Source organism: Winogradskyella vidalii, assembly GCF_013403955.1.
Classification (GTDB): Bacteria; Bacteroidota; Bacteroidia; order Flavobacteriales; family Flavobacteriaceae; genus Winogradskyella; species Winogradskyella vidalii.
Genome location: NZ_JABFDG010000008.1, coordinates 126477 through 150089, shown reverse-complemented (window position 1 = coordinate 150089; position 23613 = coordinate 126477). Strand labels below are relative to the sequence as shown.

Below are 23613 nucleotides of genomic sequence, written 5' to 3'. Positions count from 1 at the left end.
GTAAACATAATGTTAATTTATAAGACCTCTTTTAACAAGTCTTTAATTTCACCGAGCATCATGGCTGTTGCTCCCCATACAATATAATTATTAAAATTAAAAGCGGGAACCTCTACTTCAACTCCAAAAGACGTTGGTACACTTGTCATTAATATATTACTGTCATTTAGAAAATCACTTAGCTTCACCTCTATTATGGCCTCTACTTCTTCGTCTTGTTTGGTAAAAATTAAATACTCTTTTGAAATACCTATAAAAGGATGTACCATAAAATTACTTGGTGGAATATATATAGGCGACATGGTTTTTAAAACCTCAATATGAGCTCTAGATACACCTATTTCCTCTTCGGTCTCTCTTATTGCCGTTTGCATTAAGTCATTATTATCCTCGTCTTCATACTTTCCTCCAGGAAACCCAACTTGTGCAGAATGTACACCTCTATAAGTTTTACGAAGAATAAGCACTAAATTAGTTTCATCGTTTGTATCGGGATAAAATAAGGCCATTACTCCTGCTTTTCTAGCTGTTTTAGACTTTGCTTTGTTTTTTTCTGCCAACTCCAAACGATAAGGTGGAGACATTTTAGCATGAGAATCTTCGCCAAAAAGCGCTAGATCTTTTATTTTTACTACAGATTCTAAAAACGTACTAAATAGCATTTATGAGATTTCAATTATGTTTTCCTATGATTATAGGGCTTGGATTATTACTTCTGAATTGTGAAGATAAGCAAAGTTCAAAAAAAACAGATACAACAGTTGTAAAAGATTCTACAACTTTAGAAACTAAAATCCAGCCTAAAAAAGAACCCAAATCAGAATTCCCAATACTCACTGATGATAATGCTATGGAATTCTTTTTAGAATACGAAAAGGAGAATAAAGAAAATAAAGTACGTATTACAACCGATTTCGGTACTATTGATATTCTTTTATATGATAAAACCAAATTCCACAGAGCTAATTTCGTTTACCTAACAAAACGCAATTATTTTGATGGTACACAATTTTACAGAGTCGTTAAAAACTTTGTGATACAAGGCGGAAGTAGTGATGGGACAAATATCTACGAACGCCGTAAAAAGATAGGACATTACCTGCTTCCACCAGATACAAAACGCGGTTACACACATAAACGTGGTGTGATTTCTATGCCAAGTAGTGAGATTGAAAATGCCTATAAACTGGCGTCTCCGTTTCAATTTTTTATTGTCCAAAAACCCGATGGTGCATATCATCTCGATGGTGAATATACTGCATTTGGTGAGGTAATTTCAGGAATGGACGTCGTAGATAAAATCGCCAATGTAAAAACAGATGATGGCGACTGGCCTACAAAGAATGTTTATATTAAGAAAGTGGAATTGATTGAGTGATTTTATTTTCTGTAAACATTAGAGAAAATCAATAAAATAGTTTCTGTCTATTTTTACTCGCAGAGTCACCGAGGCTTAAAAACATTTAAAATCATAGTAGTTTAGAACAGTCAAACGACCACTATCAACAAATTCCTCTATGCATCTCCACAAAAACGCCGTTAACCGCAGTGTAAAACCACACAATCCGTATTATTTTACAACATTAATCAAACACTAATCCTTAATAATTATAGAAAACTTAAGGTCATCAACTATAAATTCAGTAACTTGTTTCCTTGGATTAACACCAAATATTTTACACCTACTAAAACTAATACATTATGATATCTACCCCCCTTAAAACCACACTTATTTGTGGGATTGCTTTATTAATAAGCTGTAAAGAAGACACCAACAAACCTATTGACAAAGATATGAGCGATAACGTACTCACCCAAGAATGGACAGGACCTTATCAAGGTGTTCCTGCTTTCGATAAAATTTCTGTTGAAACCATCAAACCAGCGGTTGAAGAAGCCATGGCAATTAATCTAGCTGAAATTGATACCATCGCTAATAACCCTGAAGCTCCAACCTTTGAGAATACTATTGTTGCTATGGAAAAAGCAGGTAAAACACTTAATCGTGTTTTTACCTATTACGGCGTTATGGGTTCTAATGTATCGTCTCCAGAATTTAGAGCGGTTCAAGTAGAATTAGCACCAAAACTTTCCGATTTTAGGTCAAAAATTTCTCAAAACGAAAAGTTATTCCAACGCATAAAAACCGTTTACGAAGCCTCACAAGAAACACCATTAGAATCACAAGAACAACGCGTAGTAGACTTAACCTATAAGCGGTTTGAAATGAATGGCGCCAATCTAAATACAGAAGACAAAAAACGCTATGCAGAAATAAATAAAGAACTATCAACGCTTTACACTGATTTCGCAAACAACGTACTTCACGACGAAGAAAATTATATTACCTACTTAACCGAAGAACAATTAGGTGGTTTATCAAACGGATTTATAAAATCTGCAGCAAAAATAGCGGTAGATAATGGTGAGGATGGCAAATATGCTATTACTAATACACGTTCTTCTATGGATCCTTTTTTAACGTATTCAACCGAGCGTGAATTACGTCATAAAGTTTGGAAAAACTACTATTCTAGAGGCGATAATGGCGATGAATATGATAATAACGCCATTATAGCTGAAATTTTAAGGTTACGTAAAGAGCGTGTTGGTTTAATGGGTTATGACAATTTTGCTGAATGGCGTTTACAAGACCGTATGGCAAAAACACCCGAGAATGCTATGGATTTAATGATGGCCGTTTGGCCAGCTGCGACTGCAAGAGTAAAAGAAGAAGTCGCTGATATGCAAACTGTAGCTGATGAACTTGGCGATAATATTACGATTGAACCTTGGGATTATAGATATTACGCCGAAAAAGTACGTAAAAAGAAATACGATTTAGACAGTGATGAAGTCAAACAATATTTACAATTAGATAAGTTAACGGAAGCGATGTTTTTTACCGCTGGCGAATTATTCAATTACAAATTCACACCTGTCGAAGAAGGTTCTGTACCTGTGTTTCATGAGGATGTTAAAGTCTGGGAAGTTACCGATAAAGACTCCGGGAAACATATTGGTTTATGGTATTTAGATCCTTACGCTCGCCAAGGTAAACGCTCTGGTGCTTGGGCAACGACCTATAGAAGTTCTGATTCTTTTGAAGGCGAAAAAAATGTTTTAGCCTCTAACAATTCTAACTTTGTAAAACCTGCGCCAGGTGAAGCTGTTCTCGTATCTTGGGATGATGCGACGACGTTTTTTCACGAATTTGGCCATGCTTTACACTTCTTCTCTGCTGATGTAAAATACCCAACGTTGAATGGTGGTGTTAGAGATTATACCGAATTTCAGTCACAATTATTAGAACGTTGGTTATCTACGGATAAAGTCATCAATCAGTTTTTAGTACATTATAAGACTGGAGAGCCTATTCCAGAAACACTTGTTGAAAAAATTAAAAATGCCTCTACTTTTAATCAAGGTTTTGGTACTACTGAATATTTAGCATCTGCTTTAATAGATATGAAATTACATTTAGCAGACCCAACTAACATCGATATCGATAAGTTTGAACGTGAAACGTTAGACGAATTAGGAATGCCAAAAGAATTACCTATGCGCCATAGAACACCGCACTTCGGACATGTCTTTTCTGGTGAAGGCTACGCTACAGCTTACTACGGATATATGTGGGCTGATGTTTTAACTAGTGATGCTTCTGAAGCTTTTAAAGAAGCGGAAGGTGGTTTTTACGATAAAAAAGTCGCAGATAAATTAGTAAAATATTTATTTGCACCACGTAATGCTATGGATCCAGCAGAAGCTTACAGAAAGTTTAGAGGACGCGATGCTAAAATTGAAGCCTTAATGAAAGATCGTGGATTTCCGGTTCCAAAAAATTAAGCTTTCTCAAAAATAGACAAACACCAATTTTATTTAACACCAATCGCTCTAAAACAATAGGGATTGATTGGTGTTTTTATTTTGTAGCACTTATTAATTCTTATCCAAAAATAAACACTGCCAACCCCATTAAGTTTAATTCGTTCCAATAATTGAAATTTACCTAGTATTTAAAAAAAACGGTCTAAATAAAAGCCAATTTCATACCCTATAAAACCTACAAAATAATTAAATTTGTAAAAGCTTTAAATACATTACTACAAATGGAATATAGAATAGAAAAAGACACAATGGGTGAGGTAAAAGTACCTGCCGACAAACTTTGGGGCGCACAAACAGAACGCTCTCGTAATAACTTTAAAATTGGAGCGTCTGCCTCGATGCCTCTAGAGATTGTTTATGGTTTTGCATACCTTAAAAAGGCTGCTGCATTTACAAATTGTGATTTAGACGTTTTATCTAAAGAAAAGCGCGATTTAATTGCAAAGGCTTGTGACGAAATCTTAGAAGGTAAACACGATGATCAGTTTCCATTAGTAATTTGGCAAACAGGTTCGGGGACACAAAGTAACATGAATGCCAATGAGGTAATTGCTAACAGAGCGCATCAAATTGCAGGTAAAACTATTGGTGAAGGCGAAAAAACAGTTCAGCCTAACGATGACGTAAATAAGTCTCAATCATCAAATGATACCTTTCCAACAGGTATGCATATTGCTGCTTATAAAAAAATAGTGGAAACAACGATTCCTGGGGTTATTCAATTACGAAACACCTTACATAAAAAATCACAAGAATTTAAGTCTGTTGTAAAAATCGGACGTACCCATTTAATGGATGCCACACCGTTAACTTTAGGTCAAGAATTTTCAGGCTATGTATCGCAATTAGATCATGGTTTAAAAGCATTAGAACATACCTTAGCACATTTAAGTGAATTAGCTTTAGGTGGAACTGCTGTAGGAACCGGACTTAACACACCACAAGGTTACGATGTTTTAGTTGCTAAATATATTGCTGAATTTACAGGTTTACCATTTGTAACTGCTGAAAACAAATATGAAGCTTTAGCGGCCCACGATGCTATTGTTGAAAGTCATGGTGCCTTAAAACAATTAGCTGTTTCGTTAAACAAAATAGCAAATGATATAAGAATGATGGCTTCTGGTCCGCGTTCAGGAATTGGAGAAATTATTATTCCGGCAAACGAACCAGGAAGTTCTATAATGCCAGGTAAAGTAAATCCTACCCAATGTGAAGCCTTAACTATGGTTTGTGCACAAGTTATAGGTAATGATGTTGCTATTTCAGTAGGTGGTACACAAGGTCATTACGAACTTAATGTATTTAAACCAGTGATGGCAGCTAACTTTTTACATTCTGCACAATTAATTGGAGATGCATGTGTAAGTTTTGAAGAGCATTGTGCAAATGGCATTGAACCTAACCACCAAGTTATTAAGGAATTGTTGAACAACTCATTAATGTTAGTCACGGCTTTAAACACTAAAATTGGTTATTATAAAGCCGCTGAAATTGCAAATACAGCACATAAAAACGGAACGACTTTAAAAGAAGAAGCTGTTAATCTTGGTTATGTTTCTGCAGAAGACTATGACGAATGGGTAAAACCAGAAAATATGGTGGGAAGTTTAAAATAACGACTAAGCGTTTAGAATACTCGCTGAAGTGCGTTAAATTGAATTTAATCACTATATTCGTAGCTCAGAAAACATAAAAAACATGAAACAAAAATTACTTTTGAGCTTCGTTATGCTCAGTTATTTCGCTGTGGCGCAAACCTCATTTTTACCAAAAGTTAGTATTAACACTAGTACAGGTGATGCACCTTATACCATGACATCGGGTTTAATTGATGCTGATGAATTTCCAGATATCATCATAGGAACATATGCTGGAAATACAATTGAATGGTATAAAAACAATGGTGATAATACATTTACTTTGCAACCTTTAATTGCCAACACTTTAGAAGGTATCGGTTTTATGAAACTTGCCGATTTAAATGGTGATGGTTTTTTAGATCTTATTGTATCTGCTTACACTAATGATAGTTTAGCATGGTATCCAAATGATGGTGAAGGAAATTTTGCAACTGAAACTATAATTTCTAGTACTGTTGCTGGTGCATCCGGAATCGCCATAGGTGATATTAATAATGATACCTATTTAGATATTGCTGTTACGGCTTATGATAACAATGAAGTGCTTTGGTTCTCAAATGATGGTACAGGAGTTTTTACTTTAGAAGCCAATAAAATTGATGATACTTTAGCGGCACCTGGTGCTATGGATATGAAAGACATCGATGCTGATGGTGATTTAGATGTTGTTGTAGCAACAGCCTACTACGGTAGTGATGTTGTTGAAATCTTTAGAAATAATTTAACTGAAGATGGCACCGTTTCTTTTACTAAAGATGCTGTGACTGTAGCCACTGGAAAAACAGGAATGTTCCATGTAAGTTTTGAAGATATTGATGGTGATGCTAATTTAGATATTTTAGCAACTGAAGTTTCTTATGGTGGCGGACCAACAGGACATTTATTTTGGTACGAAGCAACTGATTCAGGTTATACTGAAACTGTTTTTTCAACGTCCATAAACAATCCTGCAATGGCAGTATTGAGCGACTTAGATAATGATGGCCTTGATGATATTCTATTAGGTAATGGCGCTTCAGGTTCTGGTAATGATTTGGTATGGTTTAAAAATAATGGTTTAGATGGTTTTGATGAAGAAGTGGTTATTGATGCTACCCAAAGTCAAGCATTCGTATTTGCTGTAGAAGATTATGATGCCGATGGTGATTTAGATATTGCAACTTGTGCTTATAATCAAGATGCATTAAACTATTTTGAAAATCAAAAAATTGTGCTTAGTACGCCAAGTTCTCAACTTCAAAATATCGCTATTTTTCCAAATCCAACAACAGACTATTTAGCTTTTGAAGGTTTTAATACCAACATTAACGTTTCTGTTTTAGACCTTTTAGGCAAACAAGTTTTAGCTAAAAATATAGTTATTGGAGAAACCTTAAATGTTTCAGAGTTAGCTAATGGCGTTTATACCATAAAAATCGACAATAACATTACAGCAAAATTTATAAAAGAATAAAAACGAAAAAGTATATAAATTTAACACATTATGGATTTAAAAACGCTAGTAATTTTCTATTAGCGTTTTTTTAGTTCAGTCAAAAAAACCTACATAAAACACCAATCCTTATGTCCGTACTAATAAAAAATATTAAACAACTTGTTCAAGTTCATGAGCATAATATTACTATTGTAAAAGGAAGTGACATGAAAAATCTTCCTGTTTTAGAAAATGCCTATCTCTATATCGTTCACGATACTATTATTGAATATGGTCCTATGGAAGATTGTGAAGGTTTTGATGCTGAAACAATTATTGATGCTACAGGTAAAATAGTCTTACCATCGTGGTGCGATTCTCATACACATGTGGTATATGCTGGCGATAGAACCTCTGAGTTTGTCGATAGAATAAACGGACTATCATATGCCGAAATAGCAAGTAAGGGAGGAGGAATTTTAAACTCCGCTAAATTACTTCAAGATACAAGTGAAAAAGAAATATATGAACAATCTCTTCAGCGATTAAACGAACTTATCGCTATGGGAACTGGTGCTTTAGAAATAAAAACGGGCTACGGCTTAACATTAGAAGCTGAGTTAAAAATGCTTCGTGTTATAAAGCAACTAAAACAAGAAAGCTTGGCTAATATAGTGCCTACACTTTTAGCTGCACACGCCATCCCTGAAGAATTCAAGTCTAAAAAACAAGACTATATTAATTTTATTACAGAAGAGTTGATTCCGCAAGCTGCTGAATTACACATCGCACATTATGTAGATGCATTCTGCGAGCAAGGTTACTTTGATATAAAAGATACAGAAGCTATTTTAAAAGCTGGAGCAGCTCATAATTTACAACCAAAAATTCACGTCAACCAATTTAATATTTTAGGAGGTATTGCTTTAGGCGTTAAGTATAATGCACTTTCAGTCGATCATTTAGAAGAAATTAACGATGAAGATATTGAAGCTTTAAAAGATAGTGAAACCATGCCAGTAGCTTTACCTGGTTGCTCTTATTTTATAAGTATACCTTATACACAAGCAAGAAAAATAATTGACGCAGGTTTACCACTAGCTATTGCATCGGATTACAATCCTGGAACTGCGCCTAGTGGAAATATGAATTTTATAGTTAGTGCTGCCTGTGTTAAACTAAAAATGACTCCAGAAGAAGCCATTAATGCAGCCACAATTAATGGTGCTTATGCTATGGGAATTAGCAGTATGTATGGTAGTATTACCAGAGGAAAAAAGGCTAATATTATCATTACTAAACCTATGAATCATTATAGTGAAATTCCTTACGCCTTTGCACATAATCCTATAGAGCAAGTACTTATTAACGGACAACTCTTAAATAAGTAAATAAATACTTATTTATTAGCCATAAAAAAAATCCAGAAGTCTAAAAACTTCTGGATTTTTTTATAAGATATAAATTATAATGGCTTACTTCAATTCAAATTCTGAAGACGAAATTAAAGCTTTGTCATTAAAAACATTAATTTGATAACGTCCTGATTCAAACTTAGAATCTTCAGGTGGCGCAACATATTCACAAATATTTAAATTTCTATTCTCATAATTAAATCTACTGATAAGACTGTAGTTTAAGATTTGATCTTCAAATTCAATTTGATCATTAGCACCTAATACATTATTTAAAGGATCTATAACCTGAACATATAATTCTTTATCTCCTGCTTCTGTAAGCATATTTTTAGCGACTGTAAAACAAACCTTAATTTTATCACTTCGTCTTGCTCTTTCCATCGGTACTTGTTTACCACTACTACGTTCTAGCACACCCATACCTACTAAACCAACAGTTTGTAAAGCGGCTGCATCTTTGACAACAGTAGACAACTCTGTATTTTGCACTAAAAGTGAATCGGTAAACATAGTTCGCTCTGCTAATTGTACATTTGTACTATCTAAAGACGTTGCCAAATATTGATTTTCAACTTTTAATCGGTCATTTTCAGTTAATAAAACATCCATTTCCTCTTGTAAAGCCATATATTTCTTTTTGTAACTCCACAAACTACTTACACTGTTTTGAGAAACTTTAAGAGAATCCATTAAACCTTGAATACGCGCTCTAGCGGCAATAACATCTTGGTTTTTAGATTCAGTTTCAGCAATCGCCTTATCATAATCTTTAGCCATATTGCTAAGATCATTCATTACTTGTTGCTTTTCGCTAACTAGTAATTTTTCATTTTCATTCTTTTCATTGTAAAGTTTAGACGTGTAGAATGCAGTACCTAAGAACAATACCGCTAATATTGCTAAGCCAACTTTTAACCCTGTGTTTGATTTTGGTGAACCTTCCATAAATAATTTGGTTTTAATTATTGTTTATTGTTGTTTTTTAATATCGAATTTAAGCCAAAGTAATTAAATAAAAATGTATTTTTAATCTAATATATAACAAATTATTATCCAAATGCAGCATCTCATTTTATTTTCAGAAAAAGAAAAACAACAACTTTTAAAGAAACGAAAAGGGGAAACAAAATTTGGCGAACATATTCAGTTCATACCTAAGCTCACTAGTATATACGATGCTATCGTTGATTTAGATGTTGACTATGTTGTGTTTGGTATTAAAGAAGATATTGGGGTTTACGGAAACTTCGGACAAACAGGAACTTACAGAGCTTGGGAAGCGACCTTAAATATTTTATTAAACATTCAGAATAACACATTTACGAATGCAAAACGTGTTTTAATTTTAGGTCACCTCGACTATTCAAAACAACGTGAAACCCTACTAGCACTAAATACTTCAAAAAAGAAGGAACGAACAAAGGTTCGGAATTTTGTTGAAATCATAGATAAGGATGTTACCAATGTTGTTGGTTCTATCGTTAAAGCTGGAAAAATACCAATCATTATTGGTGGTGGACATAATAATGCCTACGGAAATATTAAAGGGTCTGCATTGGCCAACAACGGAAGAATGAATGTTGTTAACTTTGATGCACATTCTGATTTTAGAGCTGAAGAAGGCAGACACAGTGGCAACGGTTTTAGCTATGCTTATGCTGAAGGGTTCTTGAAAAATTATTTTATTTTCGGTCTGCACGAAAACTATACATCAGACACCTTACTTCAAACTCTAAAAAAGGTAAAATCTATTAAATATAATACCTACGAAGCTATTGATGTAAGAAATGAACTTGATTTTAAATCTGAAATGGCTTATGCGTTAGACCATGTTGCTTCAAAGAAATTTGGGATTGAAATAGATTGTGATGCAATTAAAAACATACCAAGCAGTGCCAAGACCCCGAGTGGTTTTAGTGTAAAAAAAGCACGGCAATTTGTAAATTATTTTGGTCAGCATGAAAATGCATCTTATTTACATATCTGTGAAGCTGCACCTACAAAAAAAACAGCGACAAAAGTAGGAAAGCTAATTACGTATTTAATTACCGATTTTATGAGAGCTCATAAAAATTAAAAGCATTTCTATTAAGCTAGTGTATACGTAAGCTCCTACTCCAACTGATCTAAATCATTGCAATTCTGATTATACTCTAAGCATAGTATTTGTAAGGTTTCTAAAATTAAAACATTCAATTCTTTGTCTTCAGGAAGAATGGCCTGCGCTAATTTAAATTCTGAAGAGGCTGCAGAAATTCGTCCGTTGCTTAATCGCCATTTTCCAGATTTTAATAAGAAGTCAAATGCCTCTTTATCTCTTTTGATAGCCCAAGCCAATTCTTGCTCGTGTCGTAACCTAGCATCCGCTATCCAATGCGGCACTGATAACACAACAATTAAAACCATAATAAAGAACAAAATAATACCAAAATTATAGCTCCCTTTAGTTTTAGAATGTTGAAGTTTAAATTTTCGACTATAGGTTGGAACATCAGTAAATGAGCCTTTGCGTTGCATAGAAAATGGTTGACGCGGTCGCATCGTATAAATCCATTTTTGCAAACCAAACCCCATGTAACCCATAATATCACTTTTACATTATAAGTCGATAAGTAGTTGATTTTGTTACAAATAAACTCATCAGGATAAATAAAAAAAGACCTGTCAGGTTTATAAACTTGACAGGTCTGTATTTATTCTAAAGTAATCAAAACTCTATTGGGCACTAACTGCCTTTAAAGAATCTAACTGACGTTGTAATTCATTAATTATAGCTGAATTATCTTCTACTTTTGGAATACGATTTATAGAGTCCATCTGCTGTTCTATAACATCCTTATCTTTTGGTTGTTCGTTGTAAAAATACCCAATACCCTCACTTGCTCGCCAAGCCTCATTAAGTTGATTATAGACTTCTTCATCCCAAGTGCTTGGATGTTTTACATCAATCCAAATCACATCTTTATATTCGCTGTCTATTAACACTAAATCTGGTGTTGCTGAACCATCAAATTGTTGTGCATTAGTAGAACTGATAGAAGAAACGGTTCCTAAGAAAAACATACGCTTTCTACCAGCAATATCTTTTATATAAGGTCTAAATTCTACTGGTGTACTCGCACTCCAATCGTATTCTTTTCGAGATTCCTTAACTTTTAAAGGCATGGCTGAAACACCTGCATAGCCTTCTTTTTTAGTCGCGTGGTCATAATAATACAAATTATCAGTACCATCAGCTGGCACAAACACACTATAGCTTAAGCTGGTACGCTCATCCCCTACCGGTTCCAAACCAAACCAATGGTATAAACCACTATAAGCATCGGTATTAGAGCCTGAAAAATCAAAATCCGTGACATAAGGTTGTTGATTTTGGTCTTTTGGCATCACAGGAATTTTCACGGCTGTTTCCATATTCCATGGTAAAGGGTCACTAAAACCACCTAAAAACTTCAGTGATTCCGCTTGCAGTTGCGATACTTTTTCTGATAAAGTATTCTGCTTGGTTAAAAATGGATAATTCTTAATTTTATCCGGACTCACAAAGGTGCCTTTACCAATCATAATACGCTCTACATAATCGTTAAAATTATGCGCGCCATTATCAATAATCATCACCCCCCCAAAGGTTGGGTATGGAAACAAAAATCCTTTCCATTTTATTAAGCTCACTACTTCTACCCATTCATCGTTATCATTTTTCATATAGAACGTGTCACTTGGTTCGTAATTGAATAACATCCAAGGATTAAAACGCTGTACTACGGCGTTATAAGTATTTCTACTAAATAATAAGGTTTCACCTATAGAAAATGTAACATCAATTCGATTTTCGTTTGAAAATCTAGGAAAAGGCGTTGTACTACTCACCGAAAATACTTCTTCGGTATTATCGTTCATGCGCTGCATCATGTAGTTTTCACTCGGTTGAATTGCCATTGTCCATTTATTTTGGTCATCAACTCTTACCAAATGTGGCAAAGACACATCTTTAGTTTCGCCTACACTTTCTCTTCCCATAGAATGTACATTTCGAAGCGGTTGAATACGTTCGTTTTGCGTGAATGGTAATTCGTGAATTTCAACCTTGTTTAAATTATTGAACACATTATAAGTCTTCATATAATCGTACATTTTATAATGCCATCCTGCGACATATAACAATCCGAAAAACACAATAAGTAAAGCTAAAATTCCTAAGCGACTACCAACATGTGCAGACTTCCTGAATTTACGCAACCCTAAAAACAGCATGAGGAAACTGATTAATATAATGAAGATATACTTTCGTATAAACAATAAAACAGGTTGGTAATCGTCTCTAAAAAAGAACAATAACACAAGTATTAGTAATGTTACAAAAATGGTAATCCGTTTTTGTTTGCCGCCTTTATTCCAGTAGTTTTTTATCATGGTAATTCTTCCTTTAAAAACAGGAATCTCCTCGTTTAAATTAATAGTTATAATTATTTAAGATTCAAATTGTAAAATGAGATGCTTCATCTGCGCTCAGATTGACATTTTGAGCTACATAAGTCCTTTATCTTTTAAGCGCTCTCTTGCACTTTTTTCGTTCATTTTAACTTCTGGTTCTTTTTCAATTTCCTTTTTAGCTTCTTCAACGGCTTTATTATCCTTGTTTTTTAAATCTTCTAAAAAATCTTTTCCTTTTTCTACAGCGTCTTCAAACCGATCTTCCAAGGATTCACTTTGTGCTTCAATAACATCAGACGACGTAATTATAAAGCCCGCAATATAAGTCCCTAAAAGTGTTCCAACAGCAAAAGAAGCAAAAGCTGAAACTCCGTTATAACTACTAAAAACACTGATTGGTGTTAGAAACTCTACAATTAATGCGGAAACCAAAACCAAGCTTACTACAAATATAATTCGTGGTAAAAGGGATTGTTTATAGACAAATCCTTTGGGGTTATCCGCTCCCATTTGAAGTTCTTTGCTGTTCACTATTTTATTTAAAAAACGATACGCTCCATTTCCATTGGACTCTCTCCAGTAGAGAAAAATTCCAAATAAAATAGCTGCGATGAAGATTACTAGTTCTATGCCCATGGTTATAAAGTTGGAAGTTGGAAGCTTGAAGCATGAAGTTTGACTCTCCTTGCTTTAAAATTTCTCCTACTTAATTAATATTTTTATTTATTTAATTTTATTTCTAAAAGCAATTGTCATGTTCATTAAGTCGAAACAAACTTTATAATATTTTTCAAAATTGATATCATCAATATATTTTCTCCTTTTGGCTTTGTGTAAACAAGTTACAACTTCAGCAATAGAACGAATGGCATAGCCTAGAAATTTTCTAAACTCTGGTCCGGATTGCAAAATTGAACCTTCAGAAATATTCAATGCAACAGAATCCGAAGCCCTTCTTACTTGTGAAGATAAATTATAAATTTCTTTTTTAGGAAAAATATCTGCCAATTTATCCATATCCTCACCTAAATCCATTCCTTTTTGCCATATAATTAAACCTTCAAACTTAAATTTCATAAGTATATCTTTTAATTTAAAAATTATACAACATTCTTCATGTTTCATGCTTCATGCTTCATGCTTCGTGCTTCGTGCTTAATACCCTTATATATTATTACCAATCCTATCAATCACCCAATCCTTAAAGGAATCATCCCAAGTTTCATAATGTTTATAAAACTGCTCTTTATCGTACCAATACAAGAACAAAACATCTTTTGGTGCAATGTTAATCAGTAATTTATGAATTAAATCGCGATGCTCTGAAGACAGTGATGAATGCGGTAAGTGCAAAGCAAAATACAATGATTGATTCACGATATCTTCAAGCTTATAAGCATTACTACGTTCTAATTTTTCAAGATATAACTCAACACTCATCACTTGTTTTCTTGCTTCAATATCTATCTTATTCAGATAACTTCGAAACAACACCTTATCATTCAATATATCTTTTATGGGGTGTGCGGTATCCTTTAAAAATTGAGCGAGTTCATATTTTTTAATACGGTCGTAATTTGGTGTTTTTACAACGTGTTCTAAGTCACATTCAATGATAATATAGTCTTTCAGCTTATCGATTAATTCGGGTTGTGAGATATGATAAATCAACACATCATGAACCGTATCTTTAATGGCTTCTTTGTAAGTATCCTTACTTTTAAAAATCACCATCGGTTTTATAAAATCTCGAAGTAAGTATACACCACCAAACGCTCTTGTATAAAATGAATTGGTAGAAAAATGTAAAGCATGTAAACTTAAATCTCTATCGCGTAAATCGCCATGATTCTTAGCGGAATCTAATAATTGCTGATGAAGATTTTCGTCTATAAAATTGTTATCTCTTTTAAATTTTTCAACGAGATGCAATTGCTCTTTTTGAATCTGTTCTAAGTTATCAATCAACCTAAAATTGATAGTAATATCATCGTATTTTAAGATATCTAAAGGCTCATAAAAAACATCAATATTTTGGTCGAATCCGATACAAATTGCCGAATCTCTTGTAATATCATTAATTTTTGGACCATGTATTTTAAACACCTGATGCATCATATCTTTATCAAACGAATGATAAGGCAAGTAAACCGGTTTACCTTTTTGTAATGGCGAAATTATAATGCCATGTGGGTTGGCCTCACCGTGATTAAGGTATGCCGTATCATTTTTTTCTTTAGCAATTTCAGGACTCCATCCCATACCATCAATAAAAAATGAGGTGAGTTTTGTTTCGGTAAAACCTAAAGTTTTTAAGCATTCATTATAACGCTCTACTAGTTTTCCGCTTATGGGAATAAGTTCACTTCGGTATAAATTGGCTTGTTTTAGTTTTTGCATATTCATTTCCCATGAAAGTGGGAATCTCATCGTTTACTCTGAATTTCGCTGAGTTCCACAGCAATTAGCAGCGTTTATTATTGTATTATTTTTAAAATTTCATCAGACTCCTGTTTTCGCAGGAGTTAATAGATTATGAATCTGAGCATACTGTATTAACATTATCGTTTTTGCGTCAATAATTTCATGGTTTGCAATCATCTCTATGGCATCAGAAAACGATAGCTCCAAAACCTCTAATTCTTCATTCTCACTATCTAAGCCACCACCTTCGTTAACTTTCATGGCATCATTATATGCTGCAACGAATAAAAACATTTTTTCAGTTAAAGCGCCTGGTGAGGTATAGGCGGTTAACACTTCTTGTGCATCAGTAATTTTATAACCGACCTCCTCTTCTGTTTCTCTAATTATTGTCTCTAAAGCATCATCATTATTGTCTATAGCACCTGCACAAACTTCAATAGACATCCCTTCTTCTTTATTAGCTTCATAAATTGGCATCCTAAATTGCTTCGTTAAAATCACGCTACCTTTTTCAGGATTATACAATAAAATAGCCGCGCCATTGCCACGATTATAACTTTCTCTTGATACTGATTTCCATTCGCCATTTTTAAATTGATAATCGTAATCAATTCGGACTAATGTTGCCCACTCTTTTGAGAGCGTGGTTTTGGTTATGTTTTTTAGTTTATTCATGTTTAACAAATCATTCTACTTTATATCATTACGAAACTAACTTTTTTATTCGCTAGGGCAATCTGTTCGCTAGGTTACCCTATAATAAGACTCCTTTTCGGTTATTCCTCACTCTGACAGAAAGACAAAGACTTTTAATTTTTACATTACTTTCCAAACTGCGCTCTAGCTTCTGTTTCAATATTCAATTGATTCACTCTTGCATCCACTTTACGTTTAAAATCGGTATCTGCAATGTTTGCCACGTTATCTAAATACCGAATTACTTCTTGTCGTCTTATATCTGAAAAGTTTAAACCTTTCATATTCGATTTCATTAACTCTTGAAGCATATTAAATTTGGTGTCATAATCCTTTTTAAAATAGGTTTCTGGGTTTTCAAACCAATCTTTCTCTAAATCGAAATCGGTTAAACGTAATGAAATAGCTGATTGAATATTCCGAACATCTCTAGACGAGAAAAACGGAAATATCTTTTGAATCTCTTTATATAAAGCCGCATAAAACATGTGGTCATTGTTTTGATGCAACTTTTCAACTTTATCAAACGTATCATGCACGCGTTCTTCAGTTGGATTTTCAACCAAATTTAAGATTTCGCCCATACTATTGGCTAAACTCTGATCGGACAAATATTTATAAGCCTCAGGATCGTTCATGTTTACAAAATCTGGCATCGTATCTTGTAACTTCTTCCACCAGATATAATCTTGGTCTACAAAATCGTGTTCGGTACGTGCACCATCAATTTTAAATCGACCCTGAACACGAGAAATTACAGCTTTATCTAACATTTCTGGTAAATTGGTAAATAAACCAATGGAACTATTACCATAATTCACTGCATAAGCACCTTCGGTATATCTTAAAAAGACACCAATCACTTCTTTTACACCTGCAGAAACACCTTGCGCTGTACGTTCTTGTAGGTTATTTTCGGCATCATCAATTGGCGCAAAAATCAATTTTGTAGGGTCTTGCATAGGTTTCATCCACTCCACCATTTTTTCTGCAGAACCTCCTTGAAAGGTACTAATCAACGTGTCTGGCATGGGGTGAAACAAAAATGGAATATCTAAATGATCGGCATGTTCTTTTAATCGTGTTGCAATAGCAGCGATGAGCATACTTTTTCCTGTTCCCGGAATACCGTACCCCATAAACACGGGCATAAAACCACCTAATTCTTGAAATGGGTTCTTTTTAGCTTCAAAATCATAGCTCAACATACGTTCTGTTAAACGTCGTGCAAAATGCTTAGCATCTCGGTTACCTACAATTTGTTCAAATTGAATTTTATTAAACTCAATACTCTTTGCTGTCCCTTGAAATACATTATCCCAACCCGAAACAGCAAAATCTGAGTTTTCTAGTTTATACGTTCGGTCTAAAATGGTTTCTGTATATTCTAAAGTGCTTTTTCGAAGTTGAATTTCATCGATTAAAGCTTCAAAATAGACTACTGTAAAATCGATAACATCTTTATCTGACGAAATAATTTCAGGATGCCCTAAATATTTATCGTAATAAAATAACTGACACGAAATTCCCTTTAAAGGCGTCATAAAAGACACTTCAGGAATACCTGCAAACTTCTGTTTCATCACTGATAAATCATCAGATGCATGGGGTTTTAAATCGTGTAGAATCTTATAGGCGGAAGCAAATAACATAAAAGCGGTTGCTGTATGCATTTTACTTTCGTACTCGCGTTTTCCAGACCGATCTAATGCTGATTTATTTTCATTCAAACTCGATAAGCCTGAAGCATCATAATAAGAATCCTTAATCCAGACTCCTAAAGTTAAGCCTTCTTGTACCGCATACAAGGCTTGATTTAAAGCAATAGGAAGCGCTACAGATTCGGGTAACAAACGCTTTTTTAAGGCTAAAATAGTTTTAGACACCGAAATAACATTAACGTTGCTGCCATTGTTGGCTCGAGATAAATACAAGAGTATAGATTCGTCTTTAGCATCGTCATCTTTATGCTTTGCACGCTGTCCTTGCTCCCACTGTATAGACTTGAGATAAGATGTTGCTTCATCGCGAAGCATATCTAATTCATTTTGTTTTATAGGGAAGGTTGAATTGTGTTCCATAGTCTTAAGTTTCAATTTCAACTGTAGTAAATCGTTGCTCTTATAGCCTTGTTTACAGTTCTGAAATCACCTTTAATATTGTTATCTTCTGTTTTTTTTTCGCAATACTGAAAACTATATTGCCATTAAAAACCATTGTGTTTATAATTGAGAAATTTGAATCGGCGGCATGGCCAACTTATTCATAATTTCTGGTGTTTTATTATATAGTAATTGAATAATGCGGTGTGGTGCAAAAACATAACGTTGTTTAAAAACAGGGTCCCAACGTTGAAAGGTTTGTTTACTAAAAAAACCACCTTCTCTAAATTCGCTTCCCGATTTTACTTCATCTAATTTAAAAGAGAATGCGTAAGATTCTAAAGGCACTTCTTTATTTGCTATTCCTTTTAAAATAGCATGCGTCACTTTGTTTTCGTCTTTAGCAAATACGTTGTGTAATGGTCCTAAATCAACACGTTTAATTGTCTTTGGAAACACTTTTGGCAAACGCTTATCGATAGCATAAGCCATCGTATCTAAATTCATATCACGATCGGCTGCATTTTTAAGCACCTTATAAATCTCATCTTTATAGTCCTGAACGTCTTTACCATCATAATTGAAATACATATAGCAAATATATGGTCGGTTATGGGAGACATCGTAAAAACTCCAACTCACCAAATAATCTTCTTCAAAACCTTGTGGCGCTTCTATAATTTTACCTTGTACAAAGCGATTAAAAATATATTCTTTTTTGGCTGATGTATAGTAAACAATAGATGCTGCTTGAAAAAGTTTACGTTTAGAAACTGGTTCTTTCTTTCGCATCAACGTATCAAGAAATTCTTCTTTTAGAACCGTTGTACTGGTCAGTTTTCCTAAATAATCTTCTCGTAAACCTAAATCGTTAAATAAATATCTAAATTCTAAATAATTAGGAAAACCAGAATCTGTAAGGTCTACTTTCATATTTTCTTCTTCATCATACATGTATTTTACACGCATGGCTTCAATAGAATACAATAATAAATCGCAGTATTGCTTAAAAAGTAGGACTTCTTGTTGATTTAAGATTTGTTTTTCTTGTACGGCAACAATCAGTTCTTTTAATGTGAAATCTATCATTTTATGATAGAACACATACTGTTCTTTGGAATCTAATATAGCGGAATCTAAAGGGGTAACTATCATTATTTATAGTCGTTGAATGGTTGTTGTTGGTTGATGGTGTTAAGAAAACAACCAACACTATTAGCCTAAAAGATCATCCTCCGTTGCTTCTGGTTTTGGTGCACCTGCTGGCTCTCCACCTCCATCACCAGAAGGTGCTTCTGCATCTGCTTTGTAATATTCATCAAAAATCTCCTTCATATCAATGCCATAACGGTCAGCAAAGTTTTTCTGAAGTTCTTCATCCTTAGACCGAATTTCTTTTAAAGCTTCAGCATAACTACCATAAACACCTTGCATTACTTTTTCGTGTACAGGTATATTATCCATCATTTCTTGACGTGCTTTAGCACTTGCTGTATGCATAGCAGCTAAAGTTTCTCCAATATGCTCATCAGTTTTAACACCCAAATGTTCTAAAATAGCTGCAAATTCTTGGTCTGTACGTGCTTTTAATGCCACCACATAACCATCGTAATATTTAAGACGCTCATCGGTATCTGATTTTAATTTTGCTCGATGGGTTTGTAAATTACTACGCAACGAAGTTAAAACCTTAATGGTAAGATTATGTTTGTGCACAAAACTATCTTTTGAAGCTGCTAAAGTTGTATAAGCATTTTTTAGGCCTTCTAACTCCTCTACTTGCTGTTCTAATTGTGTTACTTTTTCTAAAGCTTCAGAATATTCAGTTGATTGTTTGTCTGCAACATCTTGTAAAGCTTGGCGTGCTTGTTTTAATAAAGCGTATTGTTCCTCAAGCTTAGCTTCTACTTCTTGTTTCTTTTGAAGTGCTTTAGTGTGGTTGTCACTCGCTTCAACTATTGCCGTTTTAAGACTTTCTTCAACCTCTTTAATTTCAATTTCACGATCCTTTAAACGCTTAACTGCAGCCTGACTCTTAAAGGATAATTCATTGAGTAAGGTTTGTATGTCTGCCGTTTCAATACGTTGTTGAAATAAGGCTTTTGCTTTATTATCTGAAGCATCGCGTTCTTTTTGCGCATTTTGAAGTTCTTGCTCAGCTTCTTTTATCTTACTTTTTCTTCCCCAAAGATTGTTCCACCACGTATCGGGTTTGTTTTTAGCATCTTCAAGTTCAACTTTAGCACGCTCTAATCGTTTTACCGCATCGTCTATAATTTTTTGCTCTGATGCGTTTAAAGCCGAAAAACCCTCGAACATTATACCAACTTCGTCTTGGTAATCTGTTAAGTCTTTAATAGCATCTAATAGCGTCGTTCTGTCTTTTTCTGCCATATCTACAACATTATCTAATGTTGCATTTAGAATTTTCTGACGACTCTCAGGATCATCCTCTTGGGCCAATTTAGACTTCATTTGGTCTATGGCTTTTCCCCAATTGACATCAACTTTTTCAGTTTTCTCATTGGAACTTGTTTCTAATAAATCAAAATCATCAGACATAATTGTGCATTTGTTTTTTGGTTGAACGAATTTCTGAATAGCAATTTCGGTTTTTTTTACGACTATAAAAACTTTACTTACTAAAATATCAGTAGCTACTTAAATGAAATAGTTACACTTTTTTAATCTATTTTTTTATCAAATTAACATTTTATAAAGTTGAAAATTAAAAACAGAATACGATTTCAAAGCTTTTTAATGTTAAATATAAAGCTAAGTAGTGTTAAATAATTAATCTTTTTCTAAAGCTACAAATGCTGAATTCACCCCCGAAAACACTACTATTCGTCTGATTAATTTAACGTTTAATCGATAAAAATTACATTTAAAACTGATAAATAATTTACTATTAGCTATTTAACATTAAGTTATTTTTCTATATTAGCAGTCTAGAACCCAATTCTAAATTCATAACTTATGCTTAACAACATAATTCAATCTAAGGCTCTAATTGTGACTACTACTCAACTTACGATGATTTTAATTGCTGTGGCATCTGTTTTTCTTGTTTTTATACTCATTGCTATTATTAAAATGTATCGATTAAAAGCTGAAAACAAAAAATTAATGCAAACCAATGCTTATAAAGATTATGAGGAGTCCATAAATATAGAAGATATGCCTGGTGGGCATCTTTATGGCGACAATTAATAAATGGTTATGAGTTATTTATTATTAATTCCTTTTTTTATTTTTTTTTTCAATATTTATACTATTTAGTAAAGTTGATTTATACGCACACCAGCATGACGCTTCTAAAAATAGAGAAATAGAAAGTTTTAAATCTAATTTTGAAGACTTACAAAACTTAAATATTGAAAACAATTATTGTACAAATAATAATCACATCTATAGTGATCAATAAAAAAAGCCAGCAAATTGCTGGCTTTTTATCGTTTTAAATTGAGTTGATGTTATCGCACTAATTTTTTATACTTAATTCGTTTAGGCATTAAGTCACCACCTAAACGCTTCTTCTTATTCTCTTCATATTCACTAAAGCCACCTTCAAAGAAATAGACTTGCGAATCGCCTTCAAAAGCTAAAATATGTGTACATATACGATCTAAAAACCATCTATCGTGACTAATAACAACAGCACACCCTGCGAAGTTTTCTAAGCCTTCTTCTAAAGCTCTTAATGTATTAACATCCAGGTCGTTTGTTGGCTCATCTAAAAGTAATACATTACCTTCTTCTTTAAGCGTCATTGCTAAGTGTAAACGGTTACGCTCACCACCAGAAAGCAGTTTTACTTTTTTATTTTGTTCGCTTCCAGAGAAGTTAAATCGACTTAGATAAGCTCGTGAATTTACTTGTCGTCCGCCCATCATTACTAACTCTTGCTCATCACTAAAGTTTTGCCAAATTGATTTTTCAGGGTCAATATTAGCGTGTTTCTGATCCACATAGGCAATCTTAGCTGTTTCACCAACTTTAAACTCACCTTTATCAGGATTCTCCTCACCCATTACCATTCTAAAAATAGTGGTTTTACCAGCACCATTTGGTCCAATAACACCTACAATTCCAGCTTGTGGTAGATTAAAGTTTAAATCATCATATAACAATTTATCACCATAAGCTTTTGCAACACCAGAAGCTTCAATAACATTGGTTCCTAATCTTGGACCGTTTGGAATATAGATTTCTAACTTTTCGTCAAGTTGCTTTTGATCCTGACTCATTAATTTATCATAATTCTTTAGACGCGCTTTCTGTTTGGTCTGTCTTCCTTTTGCTCCTTGACGTACCCAGTCGAGCTCACGTTCTAAAGTTTTTTGACGTTTAGAAGCCGATTTGCTTTCTTGTGCCAATCGTTTAGATTTTTGATCTAACCAAGATGAATAATTTCCTTTCCAAGGAATGCCTTCACCTCTATCGAGCTCTAAAATCCAACCTGCTACATTATCTAAAAAATATCTATCGTGCGTTACTGCAATTACAGTTCCTTTGTATTGCGCTAAATGATGCTCTAACCAATGTACAGATTCGGCATCTAAGTGGTTAGTTGGCTCATCTAATAATAACACATCTGGCTCTTGTAATAACAAACGACATAATGCTACACGACGCCGTTCTCCACCAGACAATACTCCGATTTTTTTGTCGCCATCTGGAGTACGTAGGGCATCCATAGCAATTTCTAATTTGGTGTCTAATTCCCATGCATTAGAAGCATCTATCTGATCTTGAAGCTCAGCTTGACGGTTCATTAGCTTCTCCATCTTATCAGGATCGCTATACACTTCCTCTAAACCAAATTGATCATTAATACTGTTGTATTCATCAAGAATGGCAACGGTTTCAGCGGCACCTTCGCGCACAATCTCCATGACTGTTTTTTCATCATCTAATTGTGGCTCTTGCTCTAAATAACCAACCGAGTAACCTGGTTGAAAAACAACATCACCTTGATAATTTTTATCAACACCTGCTATAATTTTTAATAATGTAGATTTTCCAGAACCATTAAGACCAAGAATTCCAATCTTAGCACCATAAAAGAAACTTAAATATATATTTTTTAAAACAGGTGTATTAGCTGCCGGGAAAGTCTTGGTTAGACCAGACATTGCGAAAATTACTTTTTTATCGTCAGACATATTTTATTACGATTTTTTAATTTACGATTTATTTTTTTAGATAGACTTAAAGCTGTTTAAGCTTTTTAATGCTATCTTATATTAGATATTTTAGAATTTCTAAAACTACTTTTTACTTGTTTTACACTCTTCCTTTTAAGGCGTTAAACACCCAAGAAATACAGAAAAATCCACCACCAACTGCTGCGAATCCCCAACCTGCAACTTCATCGTACCTAAATGCGCCAAGAGCAATTAACCCTAAGCCCACAAATATCATTATCCATGTTGCCCAAGCTAATACCGTATTTTTATTCATTGCCATAATCAATTATAATTTTAATCTGTTAGTTTGTTTATTAGTTAGTGAAGCTGTTTAACTTGCCTATTTGCACGACTTCATATTTAGTTAACTTTAGTATCTAACTTAGAGTTATACTT

The 23613-nt window shown here is 33.8% G+C and carries 20 protein-coding genes; 7 read left to right on the top strand and 13 right to left on the bottom strand.

The window, feature by feature from the left end; genetic code table 11:
- Positions 1-17 precede the first annotated feature (17 nt).
- Positions 18-662 (bottom strand): NUDIX hydrolase, encoded by a 645-nt coding sequence (locus tag HM982_RS16435; RefSeq protein WP_179354421.1) that lies wholly within the window; start codon positions 660-662, stop codon positions 18-20.
- A gap of 2 nt (positions 663-664) precedes the next feature.
- On the opposite strand from HM982_RS16435, the gene HM982_RS16430 reads away from it, so the two are divergent.
- From HM982_RS16430 to hutI, 5 genes are all read left to right on the top strand, one after another.
- The gene (locus tag HM982_RS16430) at positions 665-1378 is read left to right on the top strand and encodes a peptidylprolyl isomerase (RefSeq protein ID WP_179354420.1); all 714 of its coding nucleotides are present in this window, start codon (positions 665-667) and stop codon (positions 1376-1378) included.
- A 323-nt stretch (positions 1379-1701) separates the two neighbouring features.
- Positions 1702-3849, top strand: a complete 2148-nt coding sequence (locus HM982_RS16425; RefSeq protein ID WP_179354419.1) for a M3 family metallopeptidase — start codon at positions 1702-1704, stop codon at positions 3847-3849.
- Positions 3850-4112: 263 nt separating this feature from the next.
- On the top strand, positions 4113-5510 hold the full coding sequence (fumC, locus tag HM982_RS16420; protein WP_179354418.1) for a class II fumarate hydratase: 1398 nt from the start codon (positions 4113-4115) through the stop codon (positions 5508-5510).
- Between the two features lie 82 nt (positions 5511-5592).
- A complete protein-coding gene (locus tag HM982_RS16415) occupies positions 5593-6987 on the top strand; it encodes a T9SS type A sorting domain-containing protein (RefSeq protein ID WP_179354417.1) in 1395 nt (464 codons plus the stop codon).
- Positions 6988-7097: 110 nt separating this feature from the next.
- Positions 7098-8339 (top strand): imidazolonepropionase, encoded by a 1242-nt coding sequence (gene hutI, locus HM982_RS16410; protein ID WP_179354416.1) that lies wholly within the window; start codon positions 7098-7100, stop codon positions 8337-8339.
- Positions 8340-8423: 84 nt separating this feature from the next.
- Here the strand turns inward: hutI and HM982_RS16405 are convergent, their stop codons facing one another.
- Positions 8424-9311 carry a chromosome partitioning protein ParA gene (locus tag HM982_RS16405; RefSeq protein ID WP_179354415.1) on the bottom strand — a complete coding sequence of 296 codons (888 nt, stop codon included), beginning with the start codon at positions 9309-9311 and terminating at the stop codon, positions 8424-8426.
- A 112-nt stretch (positions 9312-9423) separates the two neighbouring features.
- Here HM982_RS16405 and HM982_RS16400 point away from each other — a divergent pair, with 112 nt between their 5' ends.
- Positions 9424-10443, top strand: a complete 1020-nt coding sequence (locus HM982_RS16400) for a formimidoylglutamase (RefSeq protein WP_179354414.1) — start codon at positions 9424-9426, stop codon at positions 10441-10443.
- A 35-nt stretch (positions 10444-10478) separates the two neighbouring features.
- On the opposite strand, the gene HM982_RS16395 is transcribed toward HM982_RS16400, so the two are convergent.
- The 9 genes from HM982_RS16395 to HM982_RS16355 form a co-directional block, all read right to left on the bottom strand.
- Positions 10479-10949 (bottom strand): hypothetical protein, encoded by a 471-nt coding sequence (locus tag HM982_RS16395; protein WP_179354413.1) that lies wholly within the window; start codon positions 10947-10949, stop codon positions 10479-10481.
- A gap of 132 nt (positions 10950-11081) precedes the next feature.
- Positions 11082-12779, bottom strand: a complete 1698-nt coding sequence (locus HM982_RS16390) for a hypothetical protein (RefSeq protein WP_179354412.1) — start codon at positions 12777-12779, stop codon at positions 11082-11084.
- A 114-nt stretch (positions 12780-12893) separates the two neighbouring features.
- Positions 12894-13436 (bottom strand): hypothetical protein, encoded by a 543-nt coding sequence (locus HM982_RS16385; protein WP_179354411.1) that lies wholly within the window; start codon positions 13434-13436, stop codon positions 12894-12896.
- An 87-nt stretch (positions 13437-13523) separates the two neighbouring features.
- On the bottom strand, positions 13524-13877 hold the full coding sequence (locus tag HM982_RS16380; protein ID WP_179354410.1) for a four helix bundle protein: 354 nt from the start codon (positions 13875-13877) through the stop codon (positions 13524-13526).
- 87 nt (positions 13878-13964) lie between these two features.
- Positions 13965-15230, bottom strand: a complete 1266-nt coding sequence (locus tag HM982_RS16375) for a DUF6638 family protein (RefSeq protein ID WP_246296895.1) — start codon at positions 15228-15230, stop codon at positions 13965-13967.
- A 72-nt stretch (positions 15231-15302) separates the two neighbouring features.
- A complete protein-coding gene (locus HM982_RS16370) occupies positions 15303-15902 on the bottom strand; it encodes an NUDIX domain-containing protein (protein ID WP_179354409.1) in 600 nt (199 codons plus the stop codon).
- A 146-nt stretch (positions 15903-16048) separates the two neighbouring features.
- Positions 16049-18004 carry an AAA family ATPase gene (locus tag HM982_RS16365; RefSeq protein WP_179354408.1) on the bottom strand — a complete coding sequence of 652 codons (1956 nt, stop codon included), beginning with the start codon at positions 18002-18004 and terminating at the stop codon, positions 16049-16051.
- A gap of 141 nt (positions 18005-18145) precedes the next feature.
- The gene (locus HM982_RS16360; protein ID WP_179354407.1) at positions 18146-19180 is read right to left on the bottom strand and encodes a hypothetical protein; all 1035 of its coding nucleotides are present in this window, start codon (positions 19178-19180) and stop codon (positions 18146-18148) included.
- A 60-nt stretch (positions 19181-19240) separates the two neighbouring features.
- Positions 19241-20587, bottom strand: coding sequence for a microtubule-binding protein (locus HM982_RS16355; RefSeq protein ID WP_179354406.1), 1347 nt, complete (start codon positions 20585-20587; stop codon positions 19241-19243).
- Between the two features lie 417 nt (positions 20588-21004).
- Between HM982_RS16355 and HM982_RS16350 the strand changes: the two genes are divergently transcribed.
- Positions 21005-21238 carry a hypothetical protein gene (locus HM982_RS16350; protein WP_179354405.1) on the top strand — a complete coding sequence of 78 codons (234 nt, stop codon included), beginning with the start codon at positions 21005-21007 and terminating at the stop codon, positions 21236-21238.
- A gap of 263 nt (positions 21239-21501) precedes the next feature.
- Here HM982_RS16350 and ettA read toward each other — a convergent pair whose 3' ends face one another.
- Entirely contained in the window at positions 21502-23193 is a 1692-nt protein-coding gene (ettA, locus tag HM982_RS16345; protein WP_179354404.1) for an energy-dependent translational throttle protein EttA, read from the bottom strand.
- Positions 23194-23314: 121 nt separating this feature from the next.
- Complete coding sequence (locus tag HM982_RS16340) at positions 23315-23497, bottom strand: CAL67264 family membrane protein (RefSeq protein ID WP_179354403.1); 183 nt, start codon at positions 23495-23497, stop codon at positions 23315-23317.
- Positions 23498-23613: the final 116 nt, after the last annotated feature.